The 18345-nt window shown below is 71.1% G+C and carries 23 protein-coding genes; 10 read left to right on the forward strand and 13 right to left on the reverse strand.

The features are described from left to right. The first annotated feature begins 98 nt into the window (after positions 1-98). Together A4V12_RS26405 and A4V12_RS26410 are read left to right on the forward strand one after the other, a co-directional pair. Positions 99-800 (forward strand): TerB family tellurite resistance protein, encoded by a 702-nt coding sequence (locus tag A4V12_RS26405; RefSeq protein WP_064071937.1) that lies wholly within the window; start codon positions 99-101, stop codon positions 798-800. A gap of 268 nt (positions 801-1068) precedes the next feature. After that, positions 1069-1929: a nitroreductase/quinone reductase family protein gene (locus tag A4V12_RS26410; protein WP_064071938.1), complete on the forward strand. Its 861-nt coding sequence runs from the start codon at positions 1069-1071 to the stop codon at positions 1927-1929. A gap of 102 nt (positions 1930-2031) precedes the next feature. Here the strand turns inward: A4V12_RS26410 and A4V12_RS26415 are convergent, their stop codons facing one another. Continuing rightward, positions 2032-3402: an FAD-dependent oxidoreductase gene (locus A4V12_RS26415; RefSeq protein ID WP_064071939.1), complete on the reverse strand. Its 1371-nt coding sequence runs from the start codon at positions 3400-3402 to the stop codon at positions 2032-2034. Between the two features lie 161 nt (positions 3403-3563). On the opposite strand from A4V12_RS26415, the gene A4V12_RS26420 reads away from it, so the two are divergent. Beyond that, the gene (locus A4V12_RS26420; RefSeq protein WP_064071940.1) at positions 3564-4316 is read left to right on the forward strand and encodes a hypothetical protein; all 753 of its coding nucleotides are present in this window, start codon (positions 3564-3566) and stop codon (positions 4314-4316) included. A gap of 3 nt (positions 4317-4319) precedes the next feature. Here A4V12_RS26420 and A4V12_RS26425 read toward each other — a convergent pair whose 3' ends face one another. Genes A4V12_RS26425 through A4V12_RS26435 form a run of 3 tightly spaced genes read right to left on the reverse strand, consistent with a single transcriptional unit; the run spans position 4320 to position 5962 of the window. Then, on the reverse strand, positions 4320-4931 hold the full coding sequence (locus A4V12_RS26425) for a DUF7691 family protein (protein WP_064071941.1): 612 nt from the start codon (positions 4929-4931) through the stop codon (positions 4320-4322). Between the two features lie 9 nt (positions 4932-4940). Continuing rightward, positions 4941-5141 carry a DUF397 domain-containing protein gene (locus A4V12_RS26430; RefSeq protein WP_064071942.1) on the reverse strand — a complete coding sequence of 67 codons (201 nt, stop codon included), beginning with the start codon at positions 5139-5141 and terminating at the stop codon, positions 4941-4943. Further along, positions 5123-5962, reverse strand: coding sequence for a helix-turn-helix domain-containing protein (locus tag A4V12_RS26435; RefSeq protein WP_064071943.1), 840 nt, complete (start codon positions 5960-5962; stop codon positions 5123-5125). Before A4V12_RS26435 ends, A4V12_RS26430 begins: the two co-directional genes overlap by 19 nt. A 117-nt stretch (positions 5963-6079) precedes the next feature. Here A4V12_RS26435 and A4V12_RS26440 point away from each other — a divergent pair, with 117 nt between their 5' ends. Both A4V12_RS26440 and A4V12_RS26445 read left to right on the forward strand, forming a co-directional pair. After that, a complete protein-coding gene (locus A4V12_RS26440) occupies positions 6080-6313 on the forward strand; it encodes a hypothetical protein (RefSeq protein WP_234372343.1) in 234 nt (77 codons plus the stop codon). Further along, positions 6310-6525, forward strand: coding sequence for a hypothetical protein (locus A4V12_RS26445; protein WP_064071945.1), 216 nt, complete (start codon positions 6310-6312; stop codon positions 6523-6525). The genes A4V12_RS26440 and A4V12_RS26445 overlap by 4 nt, the downstream gene beginning before the upstream one ends. A gap of 5 nt (positions 6526-6530) precedes the next feature. Here the strand turns inward: A4V12_RS26445 and A4V12_RS26450 are convergent, their stop codons facing one another. Further along, positions 6531-6791: a hypothetical protein gene (locus A4V12_RS26450; RefSeq protein ID WP_064071946.1), complete on the reverse strand. Its 261-nt coding sequence runs from the start codon at positions 6789-6791 to the stop codon at positions 6531-6533. After that, the gene (locus tag A4V12_RS26455; RefSeq protein ID WP_064071947.1) at positions 6788-7135 is read right to left on the reverse strand and encodes a hypothetical protein; all 348 of its coding nucleotides are present in this window, start codon (positions 7133-7135) and stop codon (positions 6788-6790) included. The genes A4V12_RS26450 and A4V12_RS26455 overlap by 4 nt, the downstream gene beginning before the upstream one ends. An 81-nt stretch (positions 7136-7216) precedes the next feature. Between A4V12_RS26455 and recO the strand changes: the two genes are divergently transcribed. The 3 genes from recO to A4V12_RS26470 are packed head-to-tail and all read left to right on the forward strand — an operon-like array spanning position 7217 to position 9440. Further along, positions 7217-7963, forward strand: a complete 747-nt coding sequence (gene recO, locus A4V12_RS26460) for a DNA repair protein RecO (RefSeq protein WP_064071948.1) — start codon at positions 7217-7219, stop codon at positions 7961-7963. Positions 7964-7990: 27 nt separating this feature from the next. Beyond that, the gene (locus A4V12_RS26465) at positions 7991-8851 is read left to right on the forward strand and encodes an isoprenyl transferase (protein ID WP_064071949.1); all 861 of its coding nucleotides are present in this window, start codon (positions 7991-7993) and stop codon (positions 8849-8851) included. Between the two features lie 43 nt (positions 8852-8894). After that, positions 8895-9440 (forward strand): YcxB family protein, encoded by a 546-nt coding sequence (locus A4V12_RS26470; protein WP_064071950.1) that lies wholly within the window; start codon positions 8895-8897, stop codon positions 9438-9440. A 65-nt stretch (positions 9441-9505) separates the two neighbouring features. Here the strand turns inward: A4V12_RS26470 and A4V12_RS26475 are convergent, their stop codons facing one another. The 4 genes from A4V12_RS26475 to A4V12_RS26490 all read right to left on the reverse strand — a co-directional run bounded on the left by A4V12_RS26475 (position 9506) and on the right by A4V12_RS26490 (position 12711). Next, on the reverse strand, positions 9506-9913 hold the full coding sequence (locus tag A4V12_RS26475) for a Fur family transcriptional regulator (RefSeq protein ID WP_064071974.1): 408 nt from the start codon (positions 9911-9913) through the stop codon (positions 9506-9508). Positions 9914-10002: 89 nt separating this feature from the next. Further along, positions 10003-10911 (reverse strand): metal ABC transporter permease, encoded by a 909-nt coding sequence (locus tag A4V12_RS26480; protein WP_064071951.1) that lies wholly within the window; start codon positions 10909-10911, stop codon positions 10003-10005. Between the two features lies 1 nt (position 10912). Then, positions 10913-11707, reverse strand: a complete 795-nt coding sequence (locus A4V12_RS26485; protein ID WP_064071952.1) for a metal ABC transporter ATP-binding protein — start codon at positions 11705-11707, stop codon at positions 10913-10915. Positions 11708-11712: 5 nt separating this feature from the next. Beyond that, entirely contained in the window at positions 11713-12711 is a 999-nt protein-coding gene (locus tag A4V12_RS26490) for a metal ABC transporter substrate-binding protein (protein ID WP_064071953.1), read from the reverse strand. A 144-nt stretch (positions 12712-12855) separates the two neighbouring features. Between A4V12_RS26490 and A4V12_RS26495 the strand changes: the two genes are divergently transcribed. After that, positions 12856-14238, forward strand: coding sequence for a glycine--tRNA ligase (locus A4V12_RS26495; protein ID WP_064071954.1), 1383 nt, complete (start codon positions 12856-12858; stop codon positions 14236-14238). A 277-nt stretch (positions 14239-14515) separates the two neighbouring features. Here the strand turns inward: A4V12_RS26495 and A4V12_RS26500 are convergent, their stop codons facing one another. Together A4V12_RS26500 and A4V12_RS26505 are read right to left on the reverse strand one after the other, a co-directional pair. Beyond that, positions 14516-15103 carry a TetR family transcriptional regulator gene (locus A4V12_RS26500; protein WP_064071955.1) on the reverse strand — a complete coding sequence of 196 codons (588 nt, stop codon included), beginning with the start codon at positions 15101-15103 and terminating at the stop codon, positions 14516-14518. 31 nt (positions 15104-15134) lie between these two features. Next, a complete protein-coding gene (locus A4V12_RS26505; protein ID WP_064071956.1) occupies positions 15135-16157 on the reverse strand; it encodes an aldo/keto reductase in 1023 nt (340 codons plus the stop codon). Between the two features lie 237 nt (positions 16158-16394). On the opposite strand from A4V12_RS26505, the gene A4V12_RS26510 reads away from it, so the two are divergent. Then, a complete protein-coding gene (locus tag A4V12_RS26510; RefSeq protein ID WP_064071957.1) occupies positions 16395-16613 on the forward strand; it encodes a DUF6243 family protein in 219 nt (72 codons plus the stop codon). A 276-nt stretch (positions 16614-16889) separates the two neighbouring features. Here A4V12_RS26510 and A4V12_RS26515 read toward each other — a convergent pair whose 3' ends face one another. After that, positions 16890-18332 (reverse strand): MFS transporter, encoded by a 1443-nt coding sequence (locus tag A4V12_RS26515; RefSeq protein WP_064071958.1) that lies wholly within the window; start codon positions 18330-18332, stop codon positions 16890-16892. Positions 18333-18345: the final 13 nt, after the last annotated feature.

Raw genomic sequence — 18345 nt, forward strand, 5'->3', positions numbered from 1 at the left:
CCGTGGCGTTCTCACGCCGAGGTGCTGACGCGGCATCACCGATGTGGCTAACATCACGCCAACGCGGCAAGGTGGCCGAGGCGTTTCGGAGGTGCGACGTGCTGCCAGCACGAGGATCACGCGAGCGAAAAGTGCGCATCTGCTCCATTTCCACCTCGTGGAACACCGTCGGCGACGGCCAGTTCTTCTGCCCGGGATGCGGCGGGGACCGCAACTACCGCCGCCGCACCGGCCGTCGCCGCCTCGCCCTCCTCGGCGTGCCCCTGCTGCCCCGCGGCCTGGCCGGGCCCGTCGTCGAATGTGCCGCCTGCCACGGGCACTTCGGCACCGAGGTCCTGGACCACCCCACCACCGCCCGCTTCTCCGCGATGCTCCGCGACGCCGTGCACACCGTCGCCCTCGCCGTCCTCGCCGCCGGCGGCGTCTCCTCCCGCCCGGTGCTCCGCACCGCCGTGTCCGCCGTCCGCGCCGCCGGGTACGAGGACTGCACCGCCGACAGCCTCACCGCGCTGATCGAGGCCCTGGAGGCCGACACCGGCCGCTTCCTCGCCGACGCCGGCCCCTCCACCCCCTGCGGCGCCGCCCTCGCCATCGAGCTCCACGAGGCGCTGGAGCCGCTCGCCCCGCACCTCGCACCCGCGGGCCGCGAGTCGATCCTGCTCCAGGGCGCCCGCATCGCCCTCGCCGACGGCGCGTACACCGACGCCGAGCGGGACGTCCTCACCACCGTCGGCACCGCCCTGCACCTCCCCGCCGACGACACGGTCCGCCTCATGGAGTCGGCACGGACGCCGTTCTAGGGCCGCGTACGGGCGCATCGCCCCGACGGGCACCCGGTCGGTGAGGGACACCGTTCCGGTCGACGCGTGGCCGGAAATCTCCGTTGCACCACGCGGCACGTCATCGATACGTTGACGCCGTGACTGCCGGGTCGGCCATGGGCCACACACGAGTAGGGCACCCGGCCTCGGCGTGACGCCGGGGCGGGCCAGAGCCCCGCCTTCTCTGCTTTCTCTCCGCGTGCATCCGCACACCGCAGGTCTTCACCCAGGAGCAGAAAGCAGACACTTGCCCAACGATTTCAATCAGCAGGTCATCGAGGAGTTCCGCGCCAACCACGGCCGCGTCGGCGGATGGTTCGAGGGGGCCCGCCTCGTCCTCCTGACCACCACCGGCGCCCGGTCCGGCGCACCCCACACCACCCCCGCCGGCTACTTCGCCGACGGCGACGGACGCATCCTCGTCATCGCCTCGGCCGCCGGCGCGCCCCGGCACCCGGCCTGGTACCACAACCTGCTGGCCCACCCGCGGGTGACCGTCGAGACCGGCGTCTTCACCTACGAGGCGGACGCCACCGTGCTGCGGGGCGCGGAGCGCGACCGCGCGTTCGCCCGCGCCGTCGAGTCCGACCCGGCATGGGCCGACTACCAGGCGAAGACCAGCCGCGTGATCCCCGTGGTGGCCCTCACCGAGGTGCCCGGCCCGCCCCGCATCAACGCCTCCTCCCTCGGCGAATCCATCAGGGTCGTCCACGACATGTTCCGGCGCGAACTGGGACTCATCGCCAAGGAGATAGCCGAGTCGGGCACCGCCACCGGCCTCGGCACGCAGCTGCGCGTCAACTGCCTGACCGTCTGCCAGGGCCTGCACAACCACCACACGGGGGAGGACACGATGCTCTTCCCGATGCTCGCCGACCGCCACCCCGGCCTGGTCCCCGTGATGGACCGGCTCAAGCAGGAGCACGTGCAGATCGCCGCCCTCCTGGCCGACCTCCAGAAGGTGGTGTCCGACGACCAGGCTGACGCCAGGCACGTCCTGGCGGAGGTCGAACGGCTCACGAGCGAGCTCGAGGCGCACCTCGTGTACGAGGAGGAGCACCTGCTGCCCCTGCTCGACGGGGTGGCCGGCGCGGCACCGGGCGAGTAGGGGCCACGGCGTCACCGTCGAACATCGCGGGGCCGACGCGCCACGACCCGGCGGGCCGCCATCACGGCGGCCCGCCGGGCCGGGTGTCCGGCGGCCCGGGTGTCAGCCCTGCGGCTCGGCGCTCGCCCGCAGCATGCCCTCGCGCTCCACGATCTTGACGCGCTCACGGCCCTCGGCCTCGCCCAGGGCGCGCTCGGCGGCGTCCAGGCGGTACCAGCCCTCCCACGTCGTGTACTCCACGCCCTTGCCCCGCAGGAACGCCACGACGGCGTCCTCCTCCGGGGAGGCCGGGGTGAGCAGACGGCCCTCGCGGTGGTCCTCCAGCAGGTTGGCGACCGTCTCGTTGGCGTCGCCCTTGGTGTGGCCGATCAGGCCGACCGGACCGCGCCGGATCCAGCCAGTGACGTACGTGGACGCCATGTGCTCGCCGCCCTCGACGACCCGGCCGCCCTCGTCCGGCACCGTGCCGCTCGCGAGGTCGAACGGCAGCTTCGGCAGCTCGTCGGAGAGGTAGCCCACCGCGCGGTACACGGCCTGGACGTCCCAGGTCGTGAACGCGCCCGTGCCCTTCACGTTGCCCGAGCCGTCCAGCTCCGTGCGCTCGGTGCGCAGCCCCACGACCTTGCCGTCCTCGCCGACGATCTCGGTGGGCGACTCGAAGAAGTGCAGGAAGAGCTTGTGCGGCCGGTTGCCGACGTCGCGGATCGCCCAGTTCTCCAGGGTCTTGGCGACCATGTCGACCTGCTTGTTGGAGCGCCGCTGCTCGATGGACCCGGCGTCGTAGTCGATGTCCTCGGGGTTGACGATGACCTCGATGTTCGGCGAGTGGTCCAGCTCGCGCAGCTCCATCGGGCTGAACTTCGCCTGGGCGGGACCGCGCCGTCCGAAGACGTGGATCTCCAGCGCCTTGTTGGCCTTCAGGCCCTCGTAGACGTTCGGCGGGATCTCCGTCGGCAGCAGCTCGTCCGCCGTCTTGGCGAGGATGCGTGCCACGTCCAGCGCCACGTTGCCCACGCCCAGAACGGCGACCTTCTCCGCCTCCAGCGGCCAGGTGCGCGGCACGTCCGGGTGTCCGTCGTACCAGGAGACGAAGTCGGCGGCGCCGTACGAGCCGTCCAGGTCGATGCCGGGGATGTCCAGGGCCCGGTCCGCCGTCGCGCCGGTCGAGAAGATCACCGCGTCGTAGAACGCCCGCAGGTCGTCCAGAACGACGTCGGTGCCGTAGTCGACGTTGCCGAACAGCCGGATCTGCGGCTTGTCCAGCACCTGGTGCAGCGCGGTGATGATGCCCTTGATGCGCGGGTGGTCGGGGGCCACGCCGTACCGGATCAGGCCGAACGGCGCCGGCATCCGCTCGAAGAGGTCGATCGAAACGCCGGGGTCGGCGGCGGCCTCGGACTTCAGCAGCGCGTCGGCGGCGTAGATTCCGGCGGGGCCGGCACCGACGATCGCGACCCGCAGGGGGCGGGGCATGACGAATTCCCTTCGAGCGAGGAGTGAGCGGTTGCGTGAATGCTCATACGCACCCTAAGTAAGGCTCGCCTCACCTCGGTACCCACCCCCCACCTATGACCCCATAAGCGGGACTTATGGCCTCTCTCGCCTCTTTGCATGAACCGCGCCACGCTGGAGGTATGAACGGTGCCACCGGCTGGGGCGCCAGGCTGATGAACAGCTCGATCACCGGGATGTCCCCGTGGATCGTGTTCTCGCTGCTGGCAGGACCCGACCGCTACGAACTGGCCGCGGCGACCTCCCTCGCGCTGGCGGTGCTCCTCGTGGTGGTGCGCCACCGCCCGGTCTTCCTGGAGGTCGCCGGCCTCGTCTTCTTCGCGGTCCTCACCGTCGTCGGCATGATCGCCCCACCGGACACGCTGCGGTGGCTGGAGACCTGGGCGAACGAGATCTCGAACCTCACGATCGCCGCGCTCGCCGTGGCGTCCGTCGCCGCGCGGGCGCCGCTGACGGTGCCGTACGCCCGCAAGAAGGTCCCGCGCGAGTTCTGGCGCGAACCGGACTTCCGGCGCGCCAACGTGGTGGTCACCTACGTCTGGGCGCTGGCCTTCCTGGTGGCCGCCCTCGCCGGCGCGATCGGCGACCTGGTGCTGGACAACCCGGACAACCTCTGGACGGCCTGGCTGATCCAGGCATCGGCGCTGATCACCGCCGTGCGCTTCACCGAGTGGTACCCGGCCGTCCCCAGGCCGCCGGTGCGGAGCCTGCTGATGCCCTTCGTCGGCCTGCTGATCCCCATGGGGGTGCTGGTCCTCGTCTTCGACGCCGCACCCCGGTGGTTCGCCGTGGGCCTCATCGTCGTGGGCGTCGTCCTGGCGCGGGCGCTCCGCAAAGAGGTCGCCGTCGCCCAGCAGGAGGGCCGGGAGCGGTAGTGCCTACGACACGAAGCCCACGACCCCGAACCCCGGCCGCGCCTGCGCGTGCCGCAGCCACCCGATGACGTCCATCACCGCGTCGACCACCGCGGGCTCCAGCGGCGGCGCGTGCCCGTCCCGCTTGGTGCCCTCGAACTGCTCCAGCGCCTCCACGCACTCCTCGTGCGTCCACTCGCCGCAACGCGGCAGGTCGTACGTCGGCAGCCCCTTGGGCAGACCGTCGTAGTACCCCAGCTCCGCCACCGACACCGCGGTGATCCGCAGCGCCCGCAGCCCCTCGTCCACGACCTCCAGCCAGTCGCCCCGGAACGGGGAGAACGAGGAATTGTCGAGGAAGGACCCCGTCAGGGAGCACAGCCGCTTGTAGGCGTAGCCGTACTGGAAGCTGTACTGCTTCTCCGCGTCGTACGGCCCGCCGTGCACCACCGCTCGCAGCGCCTCGTACGCCGTGGGGGCGCCCTTCTCGATCTCGGACGAGAACCAGTCGTCGGACGACGCCAGGTCGTCGGCGAAGCGGTCGCGTATGACTTCCAGCAACTGGTCGTCGCCGGAACCGACGAGGGCGCGGGCGGCCGTGGGGTCGAGCAGGTACACGCTCAGCGAAGAACTCATGTGATCACGTTAGCCACCGGCACTGACACCCTCGACGAACGCCCGCCACGCGGGGGCGGTGACCACGAGGACGGGTCCGGCGGGGTTCTTGCTGTCCCGGACGGGGACGACGCCGGGGAGGTCGTCGAGGACTTCGACGCAGCTTCCACCGTTGTCGTCGCTGTAGCTGCTCTTGCGCCACTGAGCGCCGCTCAGGTCGTACTCGCGCATCGTCTGTGGTCCTCCGCCGCTGATTCGATCAGGGTCAGGGACGCCTCTGGCGCCAGTGCGCTGGCCCTGAGCAGATCGTAGGCGGCCTGTACGCGCTTCACCAGGGCTGGATCGTCCAGCAGATTCCCCGAATACACGGCTTCCGTATAGGCGGTTGGGGGTGCGTCCTCGAACTGCATGAGCGTCAGCATGCGCCCCATGAGCGCGTGCGCCCCTGCTGCGGCGGGGAGCACCTGGGCAAGAACCCTCCGGCTGCGGGCCAGCGCCGCGATGTGTTCGAGTTGCTCGGCCATGACCGACGGGCCACCCGTGGGCGGCCGCAACACGTGCTCGTGCAAGATCACCCAGTACTCCGGCTTGGCCGGGTCCTTCAGGAGGCGAGCCCGCTCCATGCGAGCGACGACCTTCTCCTCGATCTGGTCGTCAGAGGCGAACGGGTTGCTCGCCAGGATGACGGCGCGGGCGTACGGTGCCGTTTGCAGCAGACCCGGCACGATCGTCGGGGCGAAGTCGCAGATCGTCGTCGCCAAGGACTCCAGCTCCGCCGCAGCCGCGAAATACTCCGCATACGGCGACTTGTTGATGAGTTGACGACACATCCGCTCGAAAAAACCATCGGTTTGTAGGACCTCGTCGATCCTCGCCGCCACGTCCAACTGCGGTTTCCGGATGGCCTGTTCGAATTGGCCGATGTACCCGCCCGAAACGAAGACCTTCCGCCCCAGTTCCTGCTGCGTCATTTTCGCGGCTTCGCGCCGGTTCTTCAGCTCCGCGCCGTAGAACTCCCAGGCGGCCTGCCTGGACGAGCCTGCGTTGGCCATGGCTTAACACCCCAGTCCTGCCGCGCAGTTGTAGCGCGTGCGCAACCGCCAATGCTAGGCGGTCGGGTCCATCCTGGGGGCAGTAAGCGGGAAATGGATTCGGAAAGGACGGCGTTGGTGAAGGAAGAAACCGAGCGGCAGTCGTCGGGGACCGTTCAGGACGCGGAGGAGGCGGTGACGGAATTGCGCGCGGCGCTGGAAAGGGCGGGAATCAGGTTGCCCTCGCTGGGGTTGGACCCCGTCACGTGCGCCGCCGAGGTGCCCCGGCCGCTCGTGGAATTGGGACGTTGCACGGTGGAGACGGCGCGCAGGCTGGCCGCCGCTCTGCCGGAGGAAGGTGGCCGGTCATGAGTCTGCCCGTCGGGTCGTACGTCGTCGATGTCCGCAACGGACGCGTGGGCCGCGTCATGGGGCATGTGGGGCCCTACCTCCAGCTGCGGCCCATCGGGGGCGGACGGGAGTGGGACTGCCCGCCCGAGGGGGTGCGGGCCGCGACGGACGCGGAGCGGATCAGCGCGGCGACGTCGTACGTGAACGCGCGGAGCCGGGGCGAGGTGCCCTGAGGTCGTCACCCGTACCAAGTGATGTTGCAGATGTACACGCACGCGTGGCGGGGGACGGCCAGGAAGCTGATGAAACCGCGTCCACCAAGGATGTCGAACTCCCTGAGGCCTCCCTCGCGGTCAATCGGGCGACCGACCCGGACCGCCTCGGGCCCGAGCGCGGCGAGCTCGGTGGCCAGGCGCTCCACCTCCGCCACCACGCCGGGCGGCAGTCCGGCGGTGAGGTACTCCTCGCTCGGGTTGTAGTCCCATGCCCAGTCGCTCAAAGTCCGGCCTCCGCGGCCGCTGCCTCGTGAATGCTGCGGATCTCGGAGATGGCTTCGGCGGGATCTTGATCGCCCGCGTCGATGATCCGTTCCAGCTCACGCAGGCGCGCGGCCCGCTCCGGGTGGCGCTCGATGGCGACGAAAACCGCCCACGAATGTACGAATGCCCGCAGAGGTGCGAGGCTCGCCGCCTGCTGTGCGTTGGTGGTCGCCTCGAAGAGGTGCTGGGTGAGCGCGGGAATCCGGCTGGGGGCGATTCGGGCGACTGCCGCCCGCAGGCCGTCGGGGGTCAGTTCGGGCATGGGGATCAGCGGGCCGTGGGGGCCGTCGGGCTGGGCAGTCACAGGGACCTCCGGTGCGGGTGTGTCCGTGGGTTCGTACGCTACCGGTCCCAGGGCGTCCTCCCCGTACGGGACAATGGCCCCATGACCCTGTTCCGCGACGACGGCGTCGTGCTGCGCACCCAGAAGCTGGGCGAGGCCGACCGCATCATCACGCTCCTGACGCGCGGGCACGGGCGCGTGCGGGCCGTCGCGCGGGGCGTGCGGCGGACGAAGTCGAAGTTCGGGGCGCGGCTGGAGCCGTTCAGCCACGTCGACGTGCAGTTCTTCGCGCGGGGCAGCGAGCTGGTCGGCCGCGGTCTGCCGCTGTGCACCCAGAGCGAGACGATCGCGGCGTACGGCAGCGGCATCGTCACCGACTACGCGCGGTACACGGCCGGTACCGCGATGCTGGAGACCGCCGAGCGGTTCACCGACCACGAGGGCGAGCCGGCCGTGCAGCAGTACCTGCTGCTCATCGGGGGACTGCGGACCCTCTCGCGCGGGGAGCACGCCCCGCACCTGATCCTGGACGCCTTCCTGCTGCGGTCGCTGGCCGTGAACGGCTACGCGCCGTCGTTCGACGACTGCGCCCGGTGCGGGATGCCCGGCCCGAACCGGTTCTTCTCGGTCGCGGCGGGCGGGGTGATATGCGGCGACTGCCGGGTGCCCGGCAGCGTCGTACCCTCTGCGGAGGCCGTCGGTCTGCTCAGCGCGCTGCTGACCGGTGACTGGGCGACGGCCGACGCGTGCGAGCCGCGTCACGTCAGGGAGGGGAGCGGGCTGGTCTCCGCGTACCTGCACTGGCACCTGGAGCGAGGGCTGCGCTCCCTCCGGTACGTCGAGAAGTAGAAGCAGATTGAGGAGAGTGTGAGCCGCATGGCACGACGCGGATTCCTGGGCCGGTCCCGCCGCGACTACAAGGACCCCGAGCAGCACCCCTCGGGCGCGCGGCCGCCGAGGATCCCGGGCGAGCTGGTGCCGCACCACGTGGCGATCGTCATGGACGGCAACGGCCGCTGGGCGAAGGACCGCGGCCTGCCGCGCACGGAGGGGCACAAGGTCGGCGCGGAGCGCGTCCTGGACGTCCTCCAGGGCGCGATCGAGATGGGCGTCGGGTCCATCTCCCTGTACGCCTTCTCCACCGAGAACTGGAAGCGCTCGCCGGACGAGGTGCGCTTCCTGATGAACTTCAACCGCGACTTCATCCGCAAGACCCGCGACCAGCTCGACGAGCTGGGCATCCGCGTGCGCTGGGTGGGCCGGATGCCCAAGCTGTGGAAGTCGGTGGCCAAGGAGCTCCAGATCGCCCAGGAGCAGACCAAGGACAACGACCGGCTGACCCTGTACTTCTGCATGAACTACGGCGGGCGCGCGGAGCTGGCGGACGCCATGCAGGCCATCGCCCGGGACGTGAAGGCCGGCAAGCTCGACCCGTCGAAGGTCGGCGAGAAGACGATCCAGAAGTACCTCTACTACCCGGACATGCCGGACGTCGACCTGTTCCTGCGGCCCAGCGGCGAGCAGCGCACCTCCAACTACCTGATCTGGCAGAGCGCGTACGCCGAGATGGTGTTCCAGGACGTGCTGTGGCCCGACTTCGACCGCCGGGACCTGTGGCGCGCGTGCCTGGAGTTCGCCCAGCGCGACCGTCGCTTCGGCGGGGCGATCCCCAACGAGGAGCTGCTGGCCATGCAGGGCCGCCCGGAGGGCGAGCAGGCCCCGGAAGCGGCCGTCTGACCCGGACGCTACGATCACGGCTTGTCCATGACAAGGAGGGGTCGTGACCGAAGCAGTACCCGAGACGGCGCGGGACGCCGTGGAACTGACCTACGTGCCCGTTCTCGCCGACGCGGTGGGCGCGATCCGCGCCCGCGCGAAGGCCACCCCCTCGGGGCGGCTGCAGAACGGGGTGCTGCTGGCGTGCGCCCTGCTCATGGTCGGCGCACTCGCCCTGAACCTCACCAGCGCCAAGGGGGTCAGCGCCGGCGGGACGGCGTTCTGCGTCGCGGCCCTGGTGCTGACCGCCGGCGTGTACTTCCTGGTGCCCGGTCTCCAGGGACAGCAGGTGCACCGGATGTTCGCCACGCAGGGCGAGTTCCGGGCGGTCGTCGACGCCGACGGGCTGCGGCAGTCCTCCCGCGACTGGGGCATGACGTTCCGCTGGCCGATGCTGCCCCGGTACACCGAGACCGACGAGCTGTTCGTGCTGCTCTCCGGCGACAAGCACGGCGTGGGCATCGCCATCCTGCCCAAGCGGGGCCTGGCCGACCCGGCGGACGCCGACCGGCTGCGGGCTCTCCTGGACCAGCACATCACCCGCCTGTGACACCGCCGCGGCACGCGTGAGGGGCCCGCACCGGACACTGCCGGTGCGGGCCCCTCACGCACGTGTCACTTGGCGGCGCACTCCGCGCACGTACCGAAGATCTCCACGGTGTGCGCCACGTTCACGAACGCGTGCTCCGCCGCGATCGTCTCGGCCCACTGCTCCACCGCCGGGCCCTCCACCTCGACCGCCTTGCCGCACATGCGGCACACCAGGTGGTGGTGGTGCTCGCCCGTCGAGCAGCGGCGGTAGACCGCCTCGCCGTCACTGGTGCGCAGCACGTCGACCTCGCCGGCGTCGGCGAGGGACTGCAGGGTGCGGTAGACCGTCGTCAGGCCCACCGAGTCGCCGCGGTGCTTGAGCATGTCGTGCAGCTCCTGAGCGCTGCGGAACTCGTCCACCTCGTTCAGCGCCGCCGACACGGCAGCTCGCTGCCGGGTCGACCGGCCGCGCACGCCGGGGGTTCCAGCCATCGCCACAGGTGCCTCCTCAACACTCGGCCCGCTCACAGGTACGTCGGGCCATTCTGCCAGGCCCCGCGGAGGGGTCCGGCAGTCGCGCGTCAGACCTTCCCGACCGTGACGTCGTCGTCCGCCGGGCCGGGGGTACCGGTGACCGCCACGTCGCACGCCTCCGCCGCGGCCGGTTCGGCGGCCCGGGCACGGCGCCTGGCCAGGGGCGCGGCCAGGGCGGTCAGCACGACGAAGACCGCGATGGCCAGCAGGACGATCGTCGCGCCGGGCGGCACGTCCTGGTAGTAGGAGGTCGCCGTACCCGCCAGCGTCACTCCCGTACCGATCAGCACCGCCAGCGTGAACGTCGTCCGGAAACTGCGCGTCAGCTGCTGCGCCGCCGCCACCGGCACCACCATCAGGGCGCTGACCAGCAGCAGCCCCACCACCCGCATGGCGACCGTGACGGTCACCGCGGCGGTCACGGCGATCAGCAGGTTCAGCGCCCGCACGGGCAGGCCGGTGACCCGCGCGAACTCCTCGTCCTGGCTGACGGCGAACAGCTGCCGGCGCAGCCCCACCGTGACGAGGATCACGAACGCCGCCAGCACGCAGATGGCGGTGACGTCCTCCTCGGACACCGTGGACAGCGAGCCGAAGAGGTACGAGTTCAGGTTGGCGTTCGAGCCGGTCGGCGAGAGGTTGATCAGCATCACGCCGCCGGCCATGCCGCCGTAGAACAGCAGCGCCAGGGCGATGTCGCCGCGGGTGCGTCCGTACGCCCGGATCAGCTCCATGGTGATCGCGCCGGCGATGGAGACGGCCGCGGCCATCCACACCGGGTTGGTGGAGAGCAGGAAGCCGAGGCCGACGCCGGTCATGGCGACATGGCCGATGCCGTCGCCCATCAGGGCCTGCCGGCGCTGCACCAGGTAGATCCCGACGGCCGGGGCGGTGATGCCGACCAGGACGGCCGCGAGCAGCGCCCGCTGCATGAAGGCGAGCTGGAGGATTTCCATGTCAGGTCAGCAGTCCCGTGCGGAGCGGCTCGTCCGCCGCGTGCGGATGTACGTGGTCGTGGCCGGGCAGCGCGTGCTGGCCGACGGCTCTGGGCGGCGGCCCGTCGTGGACGACGCAGCCGTCGCGCAGCACCACCGCGCGGTCGATCAGCGGCTCCAGCGGGCCCAGCTCGTGCAGCACCAGCAGGACGGTCGCCCCGCCCGCCACCTGCTCGCGCAGCGTCGAGGCGAGGATCTCCTGGCTGGCCAGGTCGACGCCCGCCATCGGCTCGTCCATGATCAGCAGTTCGGGTTCGGCGGCGAGGGCCCGGGCGATCAGCACCCGCTGGTGCTGGCCGCCGGACAGGGCGCTCACCGAGTCCTTGGCGCGGTCGGCGAGCCCCACGAGCTCGATGGCCCGCTCCACGGCCGCCCTGTCCGCCCTGGAGGGCCACCTCAGCTTCGTGCGCGACAGGCGCCCGGACGAGACGACCTCGCGGATCGTCGCCGGGACGCCGCTGGCGGCGGTGGTGCGCTGCGGCACGTACCCGACGCGCGCCCAGTCGCGGAACCGCCTCAGCTCCGTGCCGAACAGGCCGATGGACCCGCCGGTGAGCGGGACCTGGCCGATCACGGAGCGCACGGCGGTGGACTTGCCCGAGCCGTTGGCGCCGAGCAGGGCGACGACCTCACCGCGGTGGACGGTGAGGTCGACGCCGCGCAGCACGGGGCGCGAGCCGAGCGAGGCGGTGGCCGAGCGGACGGATATGACGGGCTCGGTCCTGGCGGGTTCGCTGCTCACGGTGCTGCCTCCCATGCGTGTCACTTGGCGCCGAGGGCCTTCTGGAGGGCGGTGAGGTTGGCTTCCATGACCTCGATGTAGTCAGTGCCCCTGGACCGCTCGGTGATTCCCTCCAGCGGGTCCAGGACGTCGGTCTTGAGGCCGGTGTCCCGGGCGAGGGTCTTGGCGGTCCTGTCGCTGGCCAGGGTCTCGAAGAAGACGGTGGTGACGTCGTCCTTCTTCGCGGTGTCCTGCAGCTGCTTGATCCGCGCGGGGCTCGGCTCGGACTCGGGGTCCACGCCGGAGATGCCTTCCTGGTCCAGGCCGTACCGCTCGGCGAGGTAGCCGAAGGCGGAGTGGGTGGTGATGAAGGTCTTGGTGCTGGTGTTCCTCAGGCCCTGGCCGAACTTCGCGTCGAGGGCCTCGAGCTTCTTCACCAGCGCGTCGGTGTTCTTCTGGTACGCCGCCGCGTTGTCCGGGTCGGCCTTCTCCAGCGAGGCGCCGACGCCCTTGGCGACCTCGGCGTACTTCACCGGGTCCAGCCAGATGTGCGGGTCGGCGCCCGCCTCCTCCTCGCCGTGGGCGTCGTGGGCTTCCTCGGCGCCGTGTGCCTCGTGCTCCTCGGGGGACTCGCCCTCGTGGGAGTGGCCCCCGGTCGCCGTGCCGTGCTTCTCCAGCTCGGTGAGCGTGCCGGCGTCCACGGTGCTCTTCACGCCGGCCTGCTTCACGGCGTCGTCGACGGCGGGCTGGATGCCCTTGAGGTAGAGGATGTAGTCGGCCTCGCCGAGCTCGCCGATCTGCCTCGGCTTCAGCTCCAGGTCGTGCGGCTCGACGCCCGGCTTGGTGAGGGTGGTGACGGAGACGTGGTCGCCGCCGATCTCCTCGGCCAGGTACTGCATCGGGTAGAACGACGCCACGACGTCCAGCTTGCCGTCCTCGTTCCCCGAGGCGGAGGTACCGCCGCAGGCGGAGAGCGTGACCAGGCCGAGGGTCACGGCTCCGGCGAGGGCGGTGGTGGGTATCAGACGTCGTACGTTCATGGGATTCATTTTCAACAATGTTGGAAACGATTGTCAACAAAGGGGGTACGTGGCCCAGGCCACCCACCGATTTGATCCCAGGGGTGCGCGCGCCGGTAACCTGAGGCATTCGCCGTTCGCCATCGTCGTTATGAAGAGAGCACAGTGGCCGCCGACAAGATCGATTCGATCGTCAACCTGAGCAAGCGCCGTGGCTTCGTCTACCCGTGCAGCGAGATCTACGGCGGTCAGCGGGCCGCCTGGGACTACGGACCGCTGGGTGTCGAGCTCAAGGAGAACCTCAAGCGCCAGTGGTGGCGCTACATGGTCACCTCGCGCGAGGACGTCGTCGGTATCGACTCGTCGGTGATCCTGGCCCCCGAGGTCTGGGAGGCCTCCGGCCACGTCGCCACGTTCACCGACCCGCTCACCGAGTGCACCTCCTGCCACAAGCGCTTCCGCGCGGACCACCTGGAGGAGGCGTACGAGGAGAAGCACGGCCGCCTGCCCGAGAACGGCCTGAAGGACCTCGGCTGCCCCAACTGCGGCAACAAGGGCACCTTCACCGAGCCCAAGCAGTTCTCCGGCCTGCTCTCCACGCACCTCGGCCCGACCCAGGACTCCGGCTCGGTCGCCTACCTGCGCCCCGAGACCGCCCAGGGCATCTTCACCAACTTCGCCCAGGTGCAGCAGACTTCGCGCAAGAAGCCGCCGTTCGGCATCGCGCAGATGGGCAAGTCCTTCCGGAACGAGATCACTCCGGGCAACTTCATCTTCCGCACCCGCGAGTTCGAGCAGATGGAGATGGAGTTCTTCGTCAAGCCGGGCGAGGACGAGCAGTGGCAGGAATACTGGATGGAGCAGCGCTGGAACTGGTACCGCGACCTCGGTCTCCGTGAGGAGAACATGCGTTGGTACGAGCACCCGCAGGAGAAGCTCTCCCACTACTCCAAGCGCACCGCCGACATCGAGTACCGCTTCCAGTTCGGCGGCAGCGAGTGGGGCGAGCTGGAGGGCGTCGCCAACCGCACCGACTACGACCTGTCGGCCCACTCCAAGGCGTCGGGCACCGACCTGTCGTTCTTCGACCAGGAGGCGGGCGAGCGCTGGACGCCGTACGTCATCGAGCCCGCCGCCGGTGTCGGCCGCGCGATGCTGGCGTTCCTCCTCGACGCGTACAACGAGGACGAGGCCCCGAACGCCAAGGGCGTCATGGAGAAGCGCACCGTGATGCGCCTCGACCCGCGCCTCGCGCCGGTCAAGGTCGCGGTGCTGCCGCTGTCCCGCAACCCGCAGCTGTCGCCGAAGGCCAAGGGCCTGGCGGCCGACCTGCGCAAGAACTGGAACATCGAGTTCGACGACGCCGGCGCCATCGGCCGCCGCTACCGCCGCCAGGACGAGATCGGCACGCCGTTCTGCGTCACGGTCGACTTCGACACGCTCGACGACAACGCGGTGACCGTGCGCGAGCGCGACACCATGAAGCAGGAGCGCGTCTCCCTGGACCAGATCCAGGGCTACCTGGGCAGCCGCCTGCTCGGCTGCTGACGCCTTCCGCGGACGCGCGAAGCCCCCGGTTCCCTGTGGGAGCCGGGGGCTTCGGCGTGCGGGGCCGCCCTTAGGGCGTGTTTCGAAAGTCCCGTCTGGCTGGGAACACCTGGCACGCACACTCGCTGCGTTGTCGGTCGTCGGCGCAGCCCGCTGCGCTCTCGCCCCCTGCGCCTGGCGGCGCGGGAGGTGCCCCCACCCTCCGCCTGGCGATTGCACGCACCAGGCGCCCCCAGCCCCGCCCTCCGGGCGAACGACGCTACTTTCGAAACACGCCCTAGGCCCGCAGGCCGCGCAGCACCAGGGCGAGGACCGCCGCGAAGGCGTCGTCGATGTCCGGGGCGCTCCACTCGGCGGCGTGCACCGGGTCGTGGAAGCGGTCGGTGGCGTCGAACACCGCGCGGGCGGTCATGGTGAAGCCGCTCTCCGGTGCGGCGAACTCGCCCTGCCGGTGCCCGTCCTCGATGATCCGGGCGAGCTGCCCCACCAGGTGGTCAACGTGCTCGGCCACCACAGCGCTGCTCTCGCCGATCAGCACCTCGTACGTCGCGAACAGCTCCGGGTCGCCGCCCGCCTTGCGGCGCTTGGCCGCGAAGAGGGCGGAGAGCCAGGTCGTGAGCCGCTCGGCGGCGGGGCCCGGCCCCTCGGCGAGCGGGGCGAGCTCGGTCACCGCCTGCTCCAGCCAGCGCTCGGTGACGGCCTCACGGAGCGCCGCCTTGGTGCGGAAGTGGCGGTAGACGCTGCCGTGGCTGACGCCGAGGGCGCGGGCCACGTCCACCACCGTCGCCTTGCCGGGACCGTAGCGGCGCAGCACTTCCTCGGTGGCTTCGAGGATGCGGTCGGGTGTCAGCGCTTCGGTGCTCATGGAACCGAAGGTACCCGGCCGGGCGGGAGGGTCAGCGCTCGCTGTCCAGGTCCGCCATGGCCGCCGGCGAGTACCGCTCCCCGGCGGCCGCGCCCGCCGGGACGGCCGCCTCGACGGCGGCGAGGTCGCCCGCGTCGAGCGTGACGTCGAGGGCGCCGAGTGCCTCGGCGAGCCGGTCGCGGCGGCGGGCTCCGACGAGGGGGACGATGTCCTCGCCCTGGGCGAGCACCCAGGCGATGGCCGTCTGTGCGACCGTGACGCCCTTCTGCTCGGCGACCTTGCCCAGCCGGTCGGCCAGGTCGAGGTTGTGGCGCAGATTGTCGCCCTGGAAGCGCGGGCTGTTGCTCCGGAAGTCTCCGGGCGCGAGGGCGCGGTCGCGGGGGAAGTGGCCGCTGATCAGGCCGCGGGACAGCACCCCGTACGCCGTGATGCCGATGCCCAGGGCGCGTGCGGTGGGCAGGATCTCGTCCTCCATCCCGCGCGAGAGCAGCGAGTACTCGATCTGGAGGTCGGCGATCGGCGCGACGGCGGCAGCCCGGCGCAGGGTCTCGGCGCCGACCTCGGACAGGCCGATGTGGCGTACGTGGCCGGCCTCCACCAGCTCGGCGATCGCCCCGACGGTCTCCTCGATCGGCACGTCCGGGTCGAGGCGGGCGATCCGGTACACGTCGATGTGGTCGGTGCTGAGGCGCTGGAGCGAGTACGCGGCGAAGTTCTTCACCGCCTCCGGGCGGCCGTCGTAGCCGGTGAAGCGGCCTTCGACGGTGCGCAGGGCGCCGAACTTGACGCTGAGGAGGGCCTGTTCCCGGACGGCGGCGGGCGCGGTGCGGAGGGCCTCGGCGATGAGCAGCTCGTTGTGGCCCATGCCGTAGAAGTCGCCGGTGTCGAGCAGCGTGACGCCCGCGTCCAGGGCGGCGTGGATGGTGGCGATCGACTCGGCGCGGTCGGCGGCGCCGTACAGCGCGGACATGCCCATGCAGCCCAGGCCCAGGGCGGAGACCCGGGGGCCGGTGGTTCCCAGGGTGCGGGTGGGGAGCGTGGTCGCGGAGGTCATGGGGGCTCCTCGGGAGCGGGGTGGGCGGTGGGGTGACCCCTCCACCGTGACATGACGAGTGACAGATTTCAATATCTGTCACTCGTTACTCCATCGAAAAAGTGGATGCCGCGCCCTCCCGGGCGGGGTACCGTCACGGCATGCCATTCCTTCCGATCTACGAGTGAGAGTGCGGCGGGCCAGACCCCCCGCCCCCCACGCGCCTGTCGAATCACTTCTCACCACGATGGAGAATCCGTGGCCAAGAGCCGTAACAACCTTCTCGGCGTAGGCGGACAGCGGAAGAAGCTGTCCCGCGCCGACCAGCAGGGCTCCGCCCCCGCCCGCGCCGCCGACCGCAGGGCCGCCGCCGACCAGAAGCAGGAGCTGCTGCGCAAGATGCGCGAGCGCGCCCTCGGCGACGAGCAGCCTGTGGGCGACGAGCAGCCCGTGGGCGGCGAGCCGCAGGAGAGCTGACCGCCGGCGGTCGCCTCCCCCCGGACCGCGCACGGCGATATGTCGCACGGCGCGAAGCAGGGCCCGGGTCACCCTTCGACGGGTGGCCCGGGCTTTTGCATGGGTGCTTCTGCATCGCCGGGGATGGTCGGGTGCGGGTCGGGTGCGTGGGCGGGTGCCGGTCGTGAGGGGTGCCGTGACCGCGCCGCCGGCCCCTGCGGGGCGACCCTGCGCGGCCCTCGTGTCCGGTGGCCCGGCTGCGGGCCGTGGGGGAGCGGCCCTCGTGCTCGCCGCTCCTCAGCCCCGGGCGGGGACGGGCTCCGGCTCCTCCAGGCGCCGGGCCGTCCGGGCGGCGGTGGCGCGGGCCCAGGGGCCGCTGGTGGCCGCGCCGACCAGGAGGACGAGCAGGCCGCAGCCGGTGACGACCCACCAGGCCGGGCGGCTGGCGGCGACGAAGCCGTCGGTGTGGGCGCCGGGCGCGAGGCCGGCGGCCAGGACGGCGCCGATCACCGCGACGCCCAGCGTCTGGCCGATCTGCCGGCTCGTGGAGGCGACCGCCGCGGCGACGCCCGCTTGGGCGCGGGGCATCCCGGAGACGGCCGTGTCGGTGATGGGGGCGTTCACCATGCCGAAGCCGAGGCCGAACAGGACGTACCCGGTGAACAGCAGCGGCGTGGACGTCTCCGCCTCGAACGCGGCGAACAGCACCCCGCTCGCGGTCATCGTCACCCCCGCCACCAGCAGCGGCAGACGCGGGCCCCGGCTGCCGACCAGCCGCCCGGACAGCGGCGCGCAGACGAGGGTGAGCGCCGCCATCGGCAGCATGTACAGCCCGGCGTGCAGCGCGGTGAGCCCCCGCACGTCCTGGAGGTACAGCGTGTTGAGGAAGAGGAAACCGCCCAGGGCCGCGAAGGCGCACACGGCGACCACCGTCGCCCCGCTGAACGGGGCGCTGCGGAAGAAGCGCAGATCGATCAGCGGCTCCGCGCGCCGGGGCTCGTACACCAGCAGCGCGGCCAGGGCGAGCGCGGCGGCCGACGCGAAGCCCAGGATCAGCGGGGAGGTCCACCCGGCGGCGGGCGCCTCGATGATGGCGTACGTCAGGCAGCCCAGGAGCGCCATGACCAGCAGCTGGCCGACCGGGTCCGCCCGGCGCGGCCGGGGGGCGCGGGACTCGGGGACGTACCGGAAGGTGAGCAGGAGGGCCAGCAGTCCGACCGGCAGGTTGATCCAGAAGATGGAGCGCCAGCCGACGGTGTCGGTCAGCACCCCGCCGACCAGCGGCCCGGCCGCCATGGAGATGCCCACGACCCCGCCCCAGACGCCGATGGCGCGGGCACGCGCGCGTGGCTCGGTGAAGGTGTTGGTGATGATCGACATCGCCACGGGGTTGAGCATCGAACCGCCCACCGCCTGGACCATGCGGAAGGCGACGAGGGAGGGCAGGTTCGGAGCGAGGGAGCAGAGCGCCGAGCCGAGCGTGAAGAGGACCAGCCCCGCCATGAACACCTTGCGCCGGCCGATCCGGTCGGCGGTGGAGCCGGCGAGCATCAGCAGGGACGCCAGGACGAGCGTGTACGCGTCGATGGTCCACTGCATCCCCGCGACGTCCGCTCCCAGCTCCCGGCGCATGGAGGGCAGGGCGACGTTGAGGACCGTGTTGTCCAGGCTGACGATCAGCAGGCTCATGCAGCAGATCGCCAGGACCAGCCGCTGTCGGCGGGGGGTGAGCTCCGGCATGTATTCAAAGTAC

The sequence above is a fragment of the Streptomyces noursei genome (assembly GCF_001646665.1).
Taxonomy (GTDB): domain Bacteria; phylum Actinomycetota; class Actinomycetes; order Streptomycetales; family Streptomycetaceae; genus Streptomyces; species Streptomyces lavendulocolor.